Source organism: Oceanobacillus sp. E9, from assembly GCF_001741975.1.
In the GTDB taxonomy this organism is placed as follows: Bacteria; Bacillota; Bacilli; order Bacillales; family Amphibacillaceae; genus Oceanobacillus; species Oceanobacillus kimchii.
The window spans coordinates 79384-96834 of the sequence record NZ_LSNA01000005.1; the positions used below are offsets into that span (position 1 = coordinate 79384).

At 34.9% G+C, this 17451-nt stretch carries 14 protein-coding genes and 1 other annotated feature; of the genes, 9 read left to right on the forward strand and 5 right to left on the reverse strand.

What is annotated here, in order from left to right; all coding sequences use genetic code 11:
• The first annotated feature begins 10 nt into the window (after window positions 1-10).
• Together AQ616_RS04110 and AQ616_RS04115 are read left to right on the forward strand one after the other, a co-directional pair.
• A complete protein-coding gene (locus AQ616_RS04110; protein WP_011066624.1) occupies window positions 11-424 on the forward strand; it encodes a DUF948 domain-containing protein in 414 nt (137 codons plus the stop codon).
• Between the two features lie 20 nt (window positions 425-444).
• The gene (locus AQ616_RS04115; protein WP_069685145.1) at window positions 445-948 is read left to right on the forward strand and encodes a YtxH domain-containing protein; all 504 of its coding nucleotides are present in this window, start codon (window positions 445-447) and stop codon (window positions 946-948) included.
• A 56-nt stretch (window positions 949-1004) separates the two neighbouring features.
• Here AQ616_RS04115 and AQ616_RS04120 read toward each other — a convergent pair whose 3' ends face one another.
• Window positions 1005-3116: a cell division protein FtsA gene (locus AQ616_RS04120; RefSeq protein WP_017797341.1), complete on the reverse strand. Its 2112-nt coding sequence runs from the start codon at window positions 3114-3116 to the stop codon at window positions 1005-1007.
• Window positions 3117-3272: 156 nt separating this feature from the next.
• Between AQ616_RS04120 and AQ616_RS04125 the strand changes: the two genes are divergently transcribed.
• The 4 genes from AQ616_RS04125 to motS all read left to right on the forward strand — a co-directional run bounded on the left by AQ616_RS04125 (window position 3273) and on the right by motS (window position 7505).
• On the forward strand, window positions 3273-4346 hold the full coding sequence (locus AQ616_RS04125; protein ID WP_017797340.1) for a bifunctional 3-deoxy-7-phosphoheptulonate synthase/chorismate mutase: 1074 nt from the start codon (window positions 3273-3275) through the stop codon (window positions 4344-4346).
• Window positions 4347-4830: 484 nt separating this feature from the next.
• A complete protein-coding gene (gene ccpA / locus AQ616_RS04130; protein ID WP_017797339.1) occupies window positions 4831-5829 on the forward strand; it encodes a catabolite control protein A in 999 nt (332 codons plus the stop codon).
• Between the two features lie 103 nt (window positions 5830-5932).
• Window positions 5933-6760 carry a flagellar motor protein MotP gene (motP, locus tag AQ616_RS04135; protein ID WP_017797338.1) on the forward strand — a complete coding sequence of 276 codons (828 nt, stop codon included), beginning with the start codon at window positions 5933-5935 and terminating at the stop codon, window positions 6758-6760.
• Window positions 6750-7505, forward strand: coding sequence for a flagellar motor protein MotS (gene motS / locus AQ616_RS04140; RefSeq protein WP_017797337.1), 756 nt, complete (start codon window positions 6750-6752; stop codon window positions 7503-7505). The genes motP and motS overlap by 11 nt, the downstream gene beginning before the upstream one ends.
• Before the next feature lie 85 nt (window positions 7506-7590).
• Here the strand turns inward: motS and AQ616_RS04145 are convergent, their stop codons facing one another.
• Genes AQ616_RS04145 through AQ616_RS04155 form a run of 3 tightly spaced genes read right to left on the reverse strand, consistent with a single transcriptional unit; the run spans window position 7591 to window position 10080 of the window.
• Complete coding sequence (locus AQ616_RS04145; protein ID WP_069685146.1) at window positions 7591-8778, reverse strand: acetoin utilization protein AcuC; 1188 nt, start codon at window positions 8776-8778, stop codon at window positions 7591-7593.
• On the reverse strand, window positions 8775-9425 hold the full coding sequence (locus tag AQ616_RS04150; RefSeq protein WP_017797335.1) for an acetoin utilization AcuB family protein: 651 nt from the start codon (window positions 9423-9425) through the stop codon (window positions 8775-8777). The genes AQ616_RS04145 and AQ616_RS04150 overlap by 4 nt, the downstream gene beginning before the upstream one ends.
• Window position 9426: 1 nt before the next feature.
• Window positions 9427-10080 (reverse strand): GNAT family N-acetyltransferase, encoded by a 654-nt coding sequence (locus AQ616_RS04155; protein WP_017797334.1) that lies wholly within the window; start codon window positions 10078-10080, stop codon window positions 9427-9429.
• Window positions 10081-10214: 134 nt separating this feature from the next.
• On the opposite strand from AQ616_RS04155, the gene AQ616_RS04160 reads away from it, so the two are divergent.
• Window positions 10215-10658 (forward strand): VOC family protein, encoded by a 444-nt coding sequence (locus AQ616_RS04160; RefSeq protein WP_017797333.1) that lies wholly within the window; start codon window positions 10215-10217, stop codon window positions 10656-10658.
• An 88-nt stretch (window positions 10659-10746) separates the two neighbouring features.
• On the opposite strand, the gene AQ616_RS04165 is transcribed toward AQ616_RS04160, so the two are convergent.
• Entirely contained in the window at window positions 10747-13656 is a 2910-nt protein-coding gene (locus AQ616_RS04165) for a transglycosylase domain-containing protein (protein WP_069685147.1), read from the reverse strand.
• A gap of 120 nt (window positions 13657-13776) precedes the next feature.
• Window positions 13777-13980, forward strand: a binding site (T-box leader).
• Between the two features lie 57 nt (window positions 13981-14037).
• On the opposite strand from AQ616_RS04165, the gene tyrS reads away from it, so the two are divergent.
• Complete coding sequence (tyrS, locus tag AQ616_RS04170; RefSeq protein ID WP_017797331.1) at window positions 14038-15315, forward strand: tyrosine--tRNA ligase; 1278 nt, start codon at window positions 14038-14040, stop codon at window positions 15313-15315.
• 374 nt (window positions 15316-15689) lie between these two features.
• Complete coding sequence (locus tag AQ616_RS04175) at window positions 15690-17333, forward strand: AMP-binding protein (protein ID WP_017797330.1); 1644 nt, start codon at window positions 15690-15692, stop codon at window positions 17331-17333.
• The last annotated feature ends 118 nt before the right edge of the window (window positions 17334-17451 follow it).

Sequence of the window (17451 nt, forward strand, 5' to 3'; positions counted from 1 at the left end):
ATTAGAAAAAATGGAAATCATACTATACATTGCCGCAGGGATTGCAGCTCTTGCTTTTGTAATACTGGTGGTTTATGTAATTATTACACTAAAAGCAACAAAACAAACACTAAATGATGTTTCAGGTACATTGCAAGGGCTAGAAAAGCAAATGCAGGGTGTAACATCTGAGGCTACACAATTATTAAATAAGACGAATCGACTTGCAGAAGATATGAATCAAAAGTCATCAAAATTAGATAGTCTATTTGAAAGTGCAAAAGGAATTGGAAATACGCTTCAAGATTTTAATCAGACATTAGCACATCTATCAAAAATTATTTCTAAACATTCGAAAGAAGATCAGGAAAAAGCAGCACAAGCAGTAAAATGGGGTGCATCGCTGTTTGAATTCTGGAATAATAGAAAGAATAAATCGAAATAATACTTAGGAGGTAATACAATATGGCTGATAATCAAATTAACACAAAGGACTTTCTAATTGGATCACTGATAGGTGGATTAGTTGGAGCATCTGCAGCATTACTTTTTGCTCCGAAGTCAGGAAAAGAACTACGTGGTGATATAAATGATGGTGCTGTACAAGTGAAGCATCGTGCAGATGAATGGAAAACAGTTGCACAAGAAAAAGGATCGGAATGGAAAGATAAAGCATACACAACATCAAAAGAATTTAAGAAGAAAGCAATGGATACAACTTCAGACCTTTCTAATTCAGTTGCATCAAAATCACAAGAATTCACAGGAAATGTGAAGGAGAAAGCTTCTGAGTTAAAAGATAATGCAGCTAAAAAAATAGAAGAAGTCAAAGAAGACGCATCAAACAAGAAAAAGGAAATTCAAGCAGATGCGGAAATTAAAAAAGCTGAGATGGAAGTAGAAGCAACAAAGAAAAAAGCAGAAGCAAAAGGTGCTGCTAAAAAAAACGCAGAAGAAATAAAAAAATAGATGCTACGTATCAAAAGACTTGGAGGTATTGACTTATCCCCAAGTCTTTTTGTGTGTTATTTAATTTCTAGACGATCTCCTGGCTGGATGATTTCATCAAATGAAGTGGGTCGATCATTTCGATAGAGTTTAAAACCAGGATCTAAATTATAAATATCTAATGAAATAAAACGGAATACATCCTGAAAAATAAATGGTTTTGGAACGTCTTCCATTAATTGAATTTGGTCTCCTTCATATAGCAAAGAATCCATCGACAGTTGCTCATTATTTCTATATATTAATGCAAGTGGCTGTCTTAGAACAACTGAACTATCATTAAACATAATTTTGCATGTTTGTTCCATCTCGGTATCTAAATGTCTTAAAAGATCAGATACAGTAGGAGATATAAACGATGAGATTTCCAATTTATCTTTGTTAGAAATAATATTTTCTTTTGAAACCTCTAGACCATTAATATGAATCGTTGTCGAAGCTTCTGGAATTGTATACTCCCGATTATTCACATATACGTAAAAGACATCTTTTGTTGGAATTGATTTTAATTCACTAAAATCTTGTACGGTTAGTTTATCTTTCCACTCAATATTATCTTGATCTTGAATGATATAGTCACGATTACGTATTGTCCCATTAACGAATATTTTTGTAGGGAGTGTTATAAGCTCACTTTCATAATAAAAATTTAGATTGGGAGGATCGACAATTTCATTTAATCGTAAACAAGGAGAATCACCTGATGCCCCTGTTTGTACTTCAATAATATCGCCATTTTTTATAAAATCATCTAAGGACGCACTTTCGGAATTAACATATATAAGAGGAGGTTGGCCAACAGATCCTGGAATGGTCATATCTCTTCCGTTTACATTTATGACAATACCTGCTCCTGGTTTTCCATATAATTTATTTGTATCGATCCCTGACTGAATAATACAGTCTCCAACAGTTAATTTTTTCATTTCAAACATACGAATACGTTTTTTATTCACGGTAACAGTTACATAATGAACTGGATTTTGACTTGCTGCAATTGCTATTCCAATAGGAGTTACAAAAGCGGGACCTTGTGGTGTTTGGTCATTCTTCCTTAAGTCCGCAATGGCCTCAATGCTTCTTATTGCTACACGGTTTTCAGGAAGGTCTAACTTGGCAGCAATATTCTTGCTGAGTTCAGGGGTTAAGCTTCCACCACCGACAAGCATGATAGCACGTGGTACTTTTTCATTTAACCTGAGAATTTCATCTGTAATTTGATCAGATAAACGATTAATAGAAGTTCGAATATCTTCAACGCATTGATTGTAAGTCACAACTGTCTTAAAACCCAATATATCTTCTATCTGTGCTTCACCTTCATTGACAATTTGCCGTTTCATTTGTTCGGCTTTTGGAAAATCTAATAAGTATTGGTCACTAATTGCTTCTGTTATCTCATCTCCAGCAACAGGGACCATACCATAGGCAATTACCGTTCCTTGATCTGTCAGAGCAATATCACTTGTACCAGCCCCAATATCAACTAATGCTACATTTAACCTGCGCATAGATTTGGGGATCAATACTTGAATGGCTGCAATCGGTTCTAATGTCAATGCTTCCATTTCTAATTCTGCACGTTGAAGTGCAGCAAGAAGAGATTCAACAACGATTTTTGGGAGAAATGTAGCAATGATCTGTACAGTAGCAGTTTCTCCTTGTTGATCAATAAATGAACCGATTTCCTCATTATCTAGTTGATATTTTAGTACAGAATATCCGACACAATAGTGTATTAATGTATCTTGTTTTTCTTCTTTTATTAGATTCCGTTGAGCTTCTTGAACAGCGAGAAGTTCAATATGTTTTATTTCTTCTTGCTCTGTAATTGGTTGATTATTTAGTGTAATAGTTGCTTTCGCTTTCGTTGTCTTTAACGACCGTCCAGCTGCTGCGACACATGCTTTATGTAACGTCAGATTATTTCTTTCTTCTAATAGTTGCTTTACTTGTTTAATTACTTCTGCTACAGCAACAACATGGTGTATTTGACCATCACGCATAGATCGTTCTGTATGTTCTATTTCAACATAATCCAAGACCTGATAGGTACTTTCTTCCATTTCTAATAAAATACCAGTAACGGAGCGTGTACCAATATCCAGAGCAAACATGGTATTAGGCATAGGTATAAAGCTCCCTTCTTTCTTGTAAACTATCGATATAATTATATCATTCTTAATTTATTATAAACTTAATGGTGACAAATGAAACAATTTTAGCTATAATTGTCTCTAATTATTCGAAAAGAATATAAATTGTATTTTCAAGGAGCGTGTCAAATGAGTAATGAAATGGAACAACTAAGACAGCAAATGGATGATATAAATCTAGAAATATTAGATTTAATCAATCAACGTGCAAGTGTTGTACAAGAAATAGGTAAATTAAAAACAAAACAGAGCATTATTCGCTTTGACCCAGTGCGCGAACGAGAAATGCTAGATTATATTAAAGAGAATAACAACGGGCCATTTCAAGATGCCACGTTAGAACATATATTTAAAGAAATATTTAAAGCAAGTTTAGAATTACAAGAAGATGACCATAGTAAAGCTTTATTAGTATCACGTAAGAAGAAGCCAGAAAATACTGTAGTTAATTTAAAAGGAAAAGAAGTTGGAAATGGTGAATTAAGTTATGTCTTTGGTCCTTGTGCCGTAGAAAGCTATGAGCAAGTTGCAGCGGTAGCACAATCTGTAAAAGATAAAGGCCTAAAATTACTTCGTGGAGGTGCATTTAAACCACGTACTTCTCCATATGATTTCCAAGGTCTAGGTGTAGAAGGGCTACAAATACTTAAAAAAGTAGCAGATGAATATGATTTAGCTGTAATTAGCGAAATTGTGAATCCTGCTCATATCGAAGAAGCAATAGAATATATAGATGTTATTCAAATTGGCGCTAGAAACATGCAAAACTTCGAATTGCTTAAAGCAGCAGGCGATTCGAAAAAACCTGTATTATTAAAGCGAGGACTTTCTGCTACTATCTCAGAATTTATTAATGCTGCAGAGTACATTATGTCTAGAGGCAATGGAGACATTATCCTTTGTGAACGCGGAATTCGAACGTACGAAAAAGCAACAAGAAATACATTGGATATATCAGCAGTACCAGTATTGAAAAAAGAAACACATTTACCAATAATGGTGGATGTTACGCATTCTACTGGTCGTAGAGATCTCTTGTTACCTACTGCAAAAGCAGCAATTGCCGTTGGTGCAGATGGTGTAATGGCAGAAGTACATCCTGATCCAGCAGTCGCATTATCTGATTCTGCTCAACAAATGGATATTCCTACTTTCGATCAATTCTATAAAGAAATTAAAGAAACAGAAAATCGATTAAGATAAAACGAATTACAAACCGATTGATGATGAAATGCTCCCCTTTACATTAGATAGTTTAAAGGGGAGCATTTTTTTTACATGTGTAAATCAGCATGTAGGGATCAGTACCACCTACTTCAATACAAATATGCTAATGCCTAAAAGAATAAGTAGTGGATAAATCGTTATAGATTGTCGATTATGTTCCACTGTATGAAGTTTCACTTTATGAATAAAATACAACAATAATTGATAAAAAAACTTGATTCACTAGTTAGAAACTGGTATTTTTGACAAGAATGAAAACAGTTATGAAAAATTTTCATTTTGTTTACATGAAAACTTTGTATTTTTTTTCATGGTAGAGTATCATATATAGAAAGAACAGTGGATATTGTCATTTTGTCAGTTTAGAAAGTATAGTCATTTCTTTACTGCATGATTGCAACTAAAGCTTTCACCATTAGAGTTTGGTGATAAGCGGAGTTCCTAATAGGAGGTATATATAATGAATGTAACTATTTACGATGTAGCAAGAGAAGCAAATGTCTCCATGGCTACGGTTTCTCGTGTGGTTAACGGAAACCCGAATGTGAAACCAACCACAAGAAAGAAAGTATTGGCTACAATTGAACAACTTGGTTATCGCCCAAATGCAGTAGCACGAGGCCTTGCGAGTAAAAAGACAACAACTGTTGGAGCGATTATTCCGGATATTTCCAATATCTTCTTCTCTGAACTGGCACGAGGGATTGAAGATATTGCTACTATGTATAAATATAATATAATTTTGAGTAGTTCTGATCAAAACAAAGATAAGGAATTAGAGTTAATTAATACTATGTTAGAAAAACAGGTTGATGGAATACTGTTTATGGGTGGTAATATTTCTGAAGAGCATATTCATCAATTTCAAACTTCTTCGGTTCCTGTCGTATTAGCTTCCACATACGATCCAACAGATACAATACCTTCCGTAAATATTGATTATGAACTTGCTGCATATGAAGCGACAAAGCAATTAATTCAAAAAGGAAATAAACAACCAGCATTAGTTGGAAGTAAAGCTGACACTAGTGTAAATAACTTGAAAACCAGTGGTTATTTAAGAGCATTAAAAGAAGCAAATATAGAAGTTAATGAAGATTATATTTATAAAGATGAGTACGCTTATCAAACTGGAATTAAAGCAGTAGAATATCTATTGGATTTAGATGATAAGCCTAATTCTGTGTTTGTTATGTATGATGAAATTGCTTTAGGTGTTATTCATGGAGCTCAGGATAAAGGACTCAATGTGCCGAATGATTTAGAAGTATTTGGATTTGATAACATTCGTTTATCAACAATGGTTCGACCTACGTTGACCACCATTGTACAGCCAACATATGATATTGGTGCTGTAGGAATGCGTTTATTAACTAAATATATGAACAAAGAGCAAGTTGATGAAAAAAATGTAGTATTACCACATAGAATCGAATTTAGAAACTCAACAATTCAATAAAAATACCGATAAAAGGTATAGATGAATAGAAGTTCAAAAGGTTATCATATAGATGGCATTTTGGACTTCTATTATTTCAGAAAAGCTATGGGAGAATGATTAGATGACAAAACGTGATTTATTAACTCCACTTGGTATTACACTAGGATTTGCAATGATAATGGTAGCAATTATGTCTAACAGTGGATCTGAAGGGATATCATCATTTGCAGATATTTCATCTATATTCATTGTGTTAGGTGGATTAACTGCTTCCATGCTAATTACTTTTAAAATGGAACAAATTCGATTAACAAAAAGAGTATTAAAAGAAGCATTTCTTAAAAGCCAACGGTCCACCCCTGAACTAATTCAATTATTTATCCAATTATCGGACCGTGCTAGAAGGGAAGGTATCCTTGCCTTAGAAAATGAATTGGATGAAGTGGAAGATCCATTTATTCGTAAAGGCATGATGTTAGCGGTAGATGGTGTAGAACCTGAAGTAATCACAGATATATTAAATGCAGAAATAATTGCTATGGAAGATCGACACTACAAAGGTCGTCAGTTAATTGAAAAAGCAGCAGAATATGCTCCTGCATGGGGGATGATCGGTACGCTTATTGGATTGGTTCTTATGTTGAATAAGTTAGCTGAACCTGCATCGTTAGGTCCAAGTATGGCTGTAGCATTATTGACTACATTGTATGGTACTGTCTTAGCCAATCTGTTTTTTACACCAATGGCTGGAAAACTTGAATCTAAAACAGAAGAAGAAGTATTTATAAGACAGATTATTATAGAAGGAGTAATCGGAGTCCAATCAGGGCAAAATCCACGCATTCTAGAAGAAAAACTAAGTGCTTTTCTAACTGAAGAGGATATGCAAACAGAGAAGAATAAAACCAATGAAAAGTCCTACGCGGGAGAAAAGCTAAATGAAGCGTAGATCAATAAGACAGAAGACGAAAAAAGGCGCACCAAAGTGGATGGTCACATATTCCGATATGATAACACTTATTCTAGTATTCTTTATATTATTATTTTCTATGTCGCAAATTGATCAAACCAAGTTCGATCAAGTAACAGAATCTTTTCAAAACCGTATGATTTTAGATTTCTTGCCTTCAGCTGTACCTTTAGATCATCCGACAGAAAATACAGGTGAAAAAAGTGATAATGGAACTTTAGATGAAATCGAACCAATATATCTTGCGAAAGATGAAGTAGAGGATCGTAATGATGAACTTGATGACCTAATGATGAGTGTTTCTCAATACTTAGAAGAGAATAACCTTAACGATGTTATTACAGCTAACAGAAATGACCGCGGAGTTGTTCTTGTATTACAAGAAAAAATACTATTTAAGTCTGGAGAAGCTGAAATATTAGAGGAGGCAGGACCTTTTTTAAATCATATTGGTTCCCTATTAAGTGACTTACCTAATCAAGTAAAAGTCGAAGGGCATACAGATTCTAGACCAATATCTAACTATCGTTATCCTTCTAATTGGGAATTATCTGGCGCAAGAGCAAGTAGCGTCGTTCGATATTTAATAGAGGCCAAATCTCTTCATATGGAAAGATTTTCAACAGTGGGGTATGCTGATACGGTTCCGTTAGAACCAAATACCAGTGAATCTAATATGAGCAAAAATCGCCGTGTAGAAATTATTATTTTAGATAATGAGTAAAAATATAGATAATAAACTAACAGCCTGCGGAGAAGGAACGAATTCCCCGCAGGTTATTAGTGTCACATTATTGGGAAGACACTTTTTATTTTGGCTTTGTAGACACATTAGTTAGATGTCTAATTTGTTTTGTATATTTTAATAGATTTTGTAGTAATTGATAGTTCTTCTTTGTAATTTCATTTTTTCTAGGAATGCTTGGTTGAATATCCTCAAGGTCTTGCCATAATTGAGGAAGTGTAACTGGTGACTGATCTTGCCATTTTTCTTTCCATGTTGCCGGTAAATTACCATAACTAGCTTCATTGTTTTTCATCACATTCCATATTTGTCCCCAAGCTCTTGGAATCACCCTCCACATATCGTATCCACCGCCACCAATTGCAATCCATTTACCGTCACAGTATTTATGTGCAAGTTCGTGGGCAATACGAGGAATTTCCTCATATATACGCATAGTTCCACATAAATGGGTGAGCGGATCAAGACAGTGAGCATCTACACCATTTTGAGTAACAATAATGTCTGGCTTGAAGAAAGCTGCAATCTCTTTGAATGCGGTTTCATAAAGCGTTAAAAATGATTCATCTTGTGTAAAGGCATCAATCGGCAAATTAAAGGTATATCCATGACCTTCTTTAATACCACGTTCGTTTATACCACCTGTGCCGGGGAACAAATATCTACCAGTTTCATGGATTGAAAAAGTACATACATTTGGATCATCATAAAAGGCAGATTGAACGCCGTCTCCATGATGAGCATCTGTATCCACATAAAGTACTTTTAAATTGGTATGTTCACGTATATATTTTATAGCTACTGCGCTATCATTATAAATACAAAATCCTGATGCGCGACTCCTGAAACCGTGATGTAGTCCTCCGCCAAGGTTCAACGCATGGGTATAATTATCATTTAATACAGCATCAACTGCTGCTAATGTGCCTCCTACTAAGTAGCTGGCTGCCTCATGCATTTGAAAAAAAGCAGGGGTGTCTTCCGTGCCAATACCATATTCTAGTGCTCTTTCTTCTGTGATTTCTCCGCTTCCAGCACGTTTTACTGCTTCGATATAATCAGGATGATGAAATAATAACAATTCTTCCTCAGTGGCCAATCGAGGAGTTATCAAATCACAATCACTTAATACTTGATGAGCCTCTAATAATTCTTTCGTTAAAAGCACCCTTTTTTGATTAAATGGATGCTGTTCATGAAAATGGTATTTTAAATATAGAGATGAATATACGAAACCTGAAGTACCAGTCATCGTTTAGGCTCCGCAATATTATTTGGCCACAGTAATGGATATCCAGCTTCTCGAAGGTCTTGTATGATAGGCATTGGATTTAATGTTTTTACCCGAAAAACTAAAATTTTATAATCTGGGTCTCTATATGGATAAATGAGAACGGATACAATATTGATTTTTCGCTTACCAAATATTGCGGCAACCTCCGGTAAAATCCCTGGCCTATCTGGAACTTTTACTTCAATGAGAGAGCTTTGGACATGAGTTCCCGTTAATTGAATTAATGTATATAGCATATCTTTTTCTGTTACTATTCCAATGAGCCTTTCATGACTTACGACAGGTAGACAAGCAATTTCTTTCTCATAAAAAATAGCTGCTATCTCTTCTACAAAATCTAATGGATGGATTGTCACCACTGGACTTGTCATAATTGATTGAATTTCATTGTTTAATACATCAACATCTGTTGTAGAATCAAAAAATGTAGATGGACTAGCATCGCGTACATCTCGATCAGAAACAATTCCAATAACTTGAAAATCATTGTTAACAATTGGTATATGTCGAATCTTATGCTGTTGTAATAATTGCAGGGCATCGTTAATTGTTGCTTTTGGAGTAAGCGTGATAACCTCCGTTTTCATTATTTCTTCAACTAGCATGTTAAAGACCCTCTCTCATATTTCTATATTTTGATCTTCCTAAAAAGCGTAGTACGTCAAACTGTTCAATTGACTTTTGGGTAACATTCTTACCGGTTCGCACCATTAAGCAGTTTGCTGGGTGAGAAATAATTTCTGGATCATCTGTAGGAGCTGGTAATAGTCCACCAGCAGCCATCATTTTTTCCATCACTTTACGATATTCCCAAATACTTAAGTTTGTACCTTCTAAATCCCAATGCCAATAATATTCTGTTGATATAATAATGTAATTTTCCATATAATTATCCATCATGGATACTTTTAATAAATTTGATGCTACTCTTGCACCACGGTATGCAGGGATAATTTCAATTGCTCCTAATTCAATGAGCACTTCCATATTAAATGTAGACCATCTTTCTAATGGATCAGGATGAAGATAAGTGACATACCCAATGATGGTATCTTCTGTTCTTGCAACAATAATTCTTCCTTCAGGGAACTCAGCAATATCCAATAAAGCTTCAAATTGTTTAGGAGCGGGACGAAAAGCTGTTAGTTCAGAATGAAATTCATATTTTTCTAGTTCTTTGCGCGGAATAGGTCCTTCAATCGTGATTTGACCAAGTTTCGTTGAATAGGAGATAGAATGGTGTTTCTTTGTATGTTCCATTAATTCACCACCTGTTGTAATACATAATATTTCAATTTCTATTATACAGGAAACGAAAACTTGTTTTTAGTATTTTTTGAAATTTATATAAAAAAATAGTACATTAAAGACATCAAATTATAAGGAGTATAACTATGAACCGATTAAATTTAGTAACATTAGGTGTTCGTGATATCGTGAAAAGCATTAATTTTTATAAGGAAGGATTAGGATTTGATGTGAAAATTTATGGGGATTCAGAAGATCCAGATGTTGTATTTTTTAACAATAATGGTTCAAAAATTTCCTTGTATCCAATTGATTTGTTAGCAAAGGATATTTATAAACAAAACCCACCATCATTAGAAAATAAAGCTTTTAGTGGAGTAACATTAGCATATAATGCAAAATCAAAACAAGAAGTTGACGAGATATTTATTTTGGCAAAAAAAGCCGAAGCAACAATTGTGAAATTACCAGAAAAAGTTGAATGGGGAGGATATAGCGGTTATTTTCAAGATCCAGATGGACATTTATGGGAAGTTGCTTACGGGGATATGTGGGAATTTGATGAGCAGGATATGCTGATTATTAAATAACCGAGTATCTAGTCGTTAATAAAAAACACCCACTAATTAGAGTTAACTTCTAGTTAGAGGGTGTTCATCTTATTCTTAACGAAAGGTTCTACTCTTCATCGGATTCAGATTCAGATTCTTCGTTATTACTTTCATCTGTTTCTTCATCAGAATTTTCATCTTCATTCTCTTCATTACGTTCAGACTCATCGTTCGTCTCATTATCAGGAGTTTCCTCTTCTTTATCTGATGTCTCACCAACAATAACCTCACTGGAATTATCGGATTCTTCACCGAAATAATCGACTGCGCGTACGATATATACACCGTTATCATTCCCAATGTCATAACTTGTTGAAGTGGTACTTCCGATTTTTTTGAAGTTTTCACCTGGTTCACTAGAGCGATACACTCGATAACCGACTACATCTTTACTAGAAGATGTGTTCCATGTTAAATTACTTCCCGATTTCTTTATGGAACTTGGACTTGCAGGAGCCTTACCATCGTCTTCGATGGATGAACCTACAGAACCACTTGGGGCAGCAATTTTTTCCCATTTTTCACTTTCTGTTCTTGGGTAAAGTTGACTAATGTCATTGAGATTATCATAGCCCTTACGTTTCAACCATTCAGGGTTGAACATTAATCCATCACCTTCCACAAATTCAGAAGGAGTATTTGGACCAGCTTTCACCGATTTTCCATCCACTACAACGTAGCTACCAGAAATTAAACTATCGTCTTTTTCCGATGGAACATATTTTTCATTGAATAAATCGGTTTTCACTAGCCCTGCTTGTTCACAAAGTTCTGATGGGAGCATACCTGAAATCGCGCAATAACTGCGTTCGACGATTCCTCCCGGACGTTCAAAACGATCAGTAGGTGTGACTAATTCTGGGTTTTCATTTGCAGCTGCATTAATCAGTTTTGCCCAGAGCTGCAAGTTTCTATGACTATAAGAAAGGGGGTGATTCTGTGCATTAATCGAATACGGAGTATCATATCCTATCCAAGTCCCCATTGTAATATTTGGATTGGTGCCCATGAACCAAGCATCTTTATACTCTTGGGAAGTTCCTGTTTTTCCAGCCCAATCGACAGTTGTATTATTTAACTGGGAATTCAGGTATCTTGCAGTACCATTTGAAACTACGCCTCGCATCATATCGAGTGTTAAATAATTTGTCTGCGGACTAAATATCTCCACAGGTTCGGATTCATGTTCATAGATTACTTCCCCGTCAGGATTAACAATTTTCTCAATCATATAGCCGTCTACAAATTTACCATTGTTACCTAGAGTACTATATGAATTCACAGTTTCTTCCACACTAATGCCATGATCCATAGCGCCCAAACTGAGTGAAGGATGATAATGGTCACCTTCTGTTAACGAAGTAACTCCCATTTTTTCCAAATAATTTGCAGCTGGATCTTCATTAATTATTCTCATATACGTATCAACTGCCGGAATGTTGTAGGAACTTTCCAGTGCTTTACGTGCGGATACCATACCATAACTTCCGCCACCATAGTTGGATACTTTGTAATTACCAAATGTTTTAGGATAGTCTGCAATTGGTGTTCCTGGTTGTACAACTCCTGCTTCCATTGCAGGACCGTAGACAAGAATTGGTTTACTTGTACTCCCAATCGATCGTACCGTATTAAATGCATAGTTGTTCGAATGGTCTTCATCATGACCTCTTCCACCGACAAATGACACAATGCGACCGCTACTATTTTCAATCATTACTGCACCGGTTTGTATTCGCTCTGTTACTTCATATGATTCGCCCTCATCATTAGTTTTTGTAAATGTACGATCGTAGCCATAATTTTCATAGTTACGGGCTACTTCCTGCATCGCATCATAGATTCCTTTATCAATAGTCGTGTGAATTTCATAACCATCCATACGCATCGCGCGTTCTGCTAACTCTTCATATTCTGCTTCTAGATTTTCATCTTCATCTATATCTTCTTTCGTAATGCCATCTTGCTCCATTAGAACATCTTTAATGATATCTTTTGCACGTTTTTCAACTTCGAATGTAAGATATGGATATTGATCAACAATAGATGGTTTTCCTTCGGTGAAATCTTGTGCAATATCATATTCTAACGCTTCGTTCAGTTCTTCATCTGTTATGTAATTCATATCATGCATACGATTTAGAACAGTTTTCATTCGATTTATTCCAGGTTGTAAGCCGTCCTCATCTTTTATTTCACCGCTCGTTAAAAATGGTGTATAAACAGAAGGGCTTTGTGGTAATCCGGCTAAATAAGCCGCTTGTGGAAGTGAAAGTTCATTTGCATCCACACCAAATATGCCTTGAGACGCTGTTTGAATCCCTGCGATATTACGACCAGAAGAGTTACGACCATACGGAATAATATTCAAATAAGCTTCCATAATTTCGTCTTTCTCGAAGAATTGTTCTAATCGCATAGCAAGTAATATTTCTTTTGCTTTTCTTTCAAACGAAACTTCATTTGTTAGTATTTGATTCTTGATTAATTGCTGTGTTAGTGTACTACCACCTGTTTGAATAGAAGAATTGGTCAATTCTTGTACCATTGCTCTTAGAATAGCTTTAGGTACAACACCCTCGTGTTCCATAAAATACTCATCCTCAGTAGCAATGACAGCATCAATTAAGATTGGAGACACTTCTTTCAATGTAGTATCTTCCCGATATAGATCAGAACGTATATCACCTGCATATACTTCTCCAGCAAAATAAATACTTGATGTTTCTGAATAATTATAAATATCCATTGCCATAGATTCTTTATCTCGAATAGGTTCATCTTTTACTAACGATGCGAAGTAACCTAAACCGATACCTCCAACTAAAAAGAATCCGATGAACATGATAACGCAAGTAAATAAGATAATATTCCAAACTACATCATATGTAATTCTAGAAGTTCGTTGGACGATACCTTCATGCCACCAACGCTTTAATGTATCCCAAAAACGTAGTAGTTTTTCTTTCATATTCATGTATAGACCTCCTAAATTCTCTAAACTATTATAGCATATGACAAATTTTTTAGGAGCGTAGATTATTAAATTGTTGCATTCCGGTTACGATTATGCTATGAATAGTATCATACAATAAAGTTAAATACGAAGAAGGATCGAAGTAGCTATGCAAATCACTATTAAAGAGAACTGACGGGTGGTGCAAGTCAGTATATATTTGCAAGTGAATTACAATCTGGAGTAATTCTCTTATTTAGAGATCGGTGGAAACATCGTTAACAATTCCAAGTGGCTGGTAATCCAGCAACAAGGGTGGTACCGCGAATTCAACTCGTCCCTTCCATTTCAGGAAGAGACGAGTTTTTTATTTGAAAAATATAAATTTTGGAGTGTGATTACATGGATATTTTACAAGATTTAGAAAGCAGAGGTTTGATTCATCAAACTACAGATCGTGAAGGATTAAAGAAACATTTACAAGATAATCAAGTAACATTATATTGTGGATTTGACCCAACGGCAGATAGTTTGCATATTGGACATTTAGTACCTTTAACGATGTTGAAACGATTCCAGCAAGCAGGTCATAAACCAATTGCCCTTGTTGGAGGCGGAACAGGGATGATTGGTGATCCTAGTGGTCGATCAAGTGAAAGGAGTTTAAACGCTCCAGAAGTGGTAAATGGATTCACTTCGAAACTTCAACAACAAATTGCTAAATTGGTTGATATGGAAAGTAACTCAAGCGAAAATGCGGTAGTAGCACGTAATAATCATGACTGGTTAGGTAATATGACAATAATTGATTTTCTACGTGATGCAGGGAAGCATTTTGGTATAAATTATATGTTAGCAAAAGAATCTGTATCAGCACGAATTGAACAAGGTATTACCTTTACAGAATTTAGTTACATGATTTTACAATCATTAGATTACTTAAAACTTTATGAAGAGGAAAACTGTACCTTACAGATTGGTGGAAGTGATCAGTGGGGGAATATTACTGCAGGTATGGAACTCATCCGCCGTTCACGTGAAAACCATGATGAGAATATTGAAGTATTCGGTTTGACAGTGCCACTAATAACAAAAGCAGACGGAACAAAATTTGGTAAAACAGCTGGAAATGCTATTTGGCTTGATGCAGCAAAAACTTCACCATACGAGTTTTATCAATTTTGGTATAATACGGATGATCGTGATGTTATTCGTTTTATACGTTACTTTACTTTCTTATCTGTAGAAGAAATTGCTGAACTTGAAAAAGAAGTAGAAACACAACCTGAAAAACGTGTTGCTCAAAAACGTTTAGCAGAAGAAATGACGAAAACCGTTCATGATGAAGCTGCATTAGAACAAGCGAAGCGTATTACAAATGCATTGTTCAATGGGGATATTAAACAGTTAAATGTTGGAGAAGTAGAACAAGCGTTTAAAGATGTACCAAATCATATTATTACACGTGAACCTATTGGTTTAATTGATTTACTCGTCGATTCGAAAATATCATCATCAAAACGACAAGCACGTGAAGATGTTAAAAATGGAGCGATTTACATTAATGGTGACCGCGTGCAGGAAATGGATTACCATGTGGATGAAAAGGACCATTTAGGAAGTAAATTCACTGTTATTCGTAGAGGGAAGAAAAAGTATTTTCTTCTTCAAGTACAATAATATTAAAGATTAAAGGATGGGACATAACAATATTACTCATGAGAGTATTTGTTTTGTCCTGTCTTTATTATTAATGTTCGGATTATAGAAAAAATCCATAAGGAAAAGAGATACTTAGTTATAGTCGTACCTGCTTAAATTTTTTACCTAGTAACTTATTATGAGATTGATTAGAGTGTTTATTTTATCTTTTTATGATTACGTTGATTATAATTAAGATATTTCAGAAAACTAATTGGATAGAGAGAATATCTATGATAAAATAATGCAAAAGTTCATTAATTGATATTTGAGGAGGGATTTATATAAATTTGTAAGCGGTTACTTTTAATGCTTGATTGAATTATATGAAGTTATAAAAAGGAGAAGATGTTATGACAGAATTAATTCATAAAACAGTAGGACAATTACTTCAAGACCGTGCTGATGAAATGCCAGGACAAGAGGCTGTTGTATATTCAGATCGTGGATTACGATACACATATAAAGAATTTAATCATCTATGTGAGAAGGTTGCAAGAGGGATAATGGCTTTGTCGATTGGAAAAGGGGAACACGTAGCTGTATGGGGTACAAATACTCCTGAATGGTTAACGCTTCAATATGCAACTGGAAAAATGGGTGCAGTTCTTGTTACGGTAAACACGAGCTACCGTGCAAATGAATTAGAATATTTACTTAAGCAATCTGATTCTACAACTCTATTTTTGATAGAAAATTATCGGGATCACTCTTATATTGATACTTTATATGAAATTTGTCCAGAATTACATGAATCAGAACCAGGTGAATTGAAATCTGAACGATTACCCCTTTTAAAGAACGTTGTAATTATGGGGGAAAAAAGGTATCCAGGAACTTTCCTTTGGAATGATATTATTGAGAAGGCAGTAGAAATTACACATGAGGAATTAGTTACCCAATCTCAAAACCTCGATCCAAATGATGTTATTAATATGCAATATACATCAGGAACAACAGGTTTTCCAAAAGGCGTGATGTTAACACATAGAAATCTCACAAATAACGGATATAATATAGCTTCCTGTATGAGATTGACTGCAGAAGATCGGTTATGTATACCTGTACCATTTTTTCATTGTTTTGGATGTGTTATTGGTACATTAGCAGCGGTTAGTGTAGGAGCAACTATGATACCTATCCAAGAATTTGAACCGGAGCAAGTTTTACAAACGGTAGAGAAGGAAAATGTTACAGCGCTTCATGGTGTGCCTACAATGTTCATTGCTGAATTAAATCATCCAAACTTTGAACAATATAATTTAAGTACACTACGAACAGGAGTAATGGCAGGCTCTAATTGTCCAGTGGAAGTAATGAAAAATGTAATGAATAAAATGAATATGACTGAGATAACCATTTGTTATGGACAAACAGAATCATCACCAGTAATTACACAAACAAGAACAAATGATCCTATCGAGCTGCGAGTAGAATCAGTTGGTAAGGCATTACCAAACATAGAAGTCAAAATCATAGATCCAGCTACAAATGAGGAAGTACCACGTTATACACAAGGGGAGCTCTGTACAAGAGGATATCACGTAATGAGAGGTTATTATAAAAACCTCGAAGCCACTCAACGAACAATAGATGAAGAAGGATGGCTACATACGGGTGACCTCGCAGTAATGGACGAAAATGGTTATTGTAAAATAACTGGAAGATTGAAAGATATGATTATTCGTGGTGGAGAAAATATTTATCCTCGTGAAATTGAAGAATTATTATATAAACATCCGAAAATACTAGATGCACAGGTTGTTGGTGTACCACATGAAAAATTTGGAGAAGAAGTTCATGCTTGGATTATCTTAAAGGAGGGTGTGGTTAGCTCATCTGATGAGATAAGAGAGTTTTGTAATGGGCAAATTTCGAAGTACAAAATTCCTAAACATATCTTTATTACAGATGAGTATCCAATGACTGCTTCAGGAAAGATTCAAAAATTTAAGTTACGTGAAAAATCGTTAAAGGAAGTTGAAAAAAACATATAAAAATAGCATTGTAAAATTACTAATTACATTTGAAAGTTAGTAGAGGTTGGGACAAAAAACATTTATTCATGAATGGTATTTCTTGCGCTTATTCTTATTATCATCCGTCATTTCATAA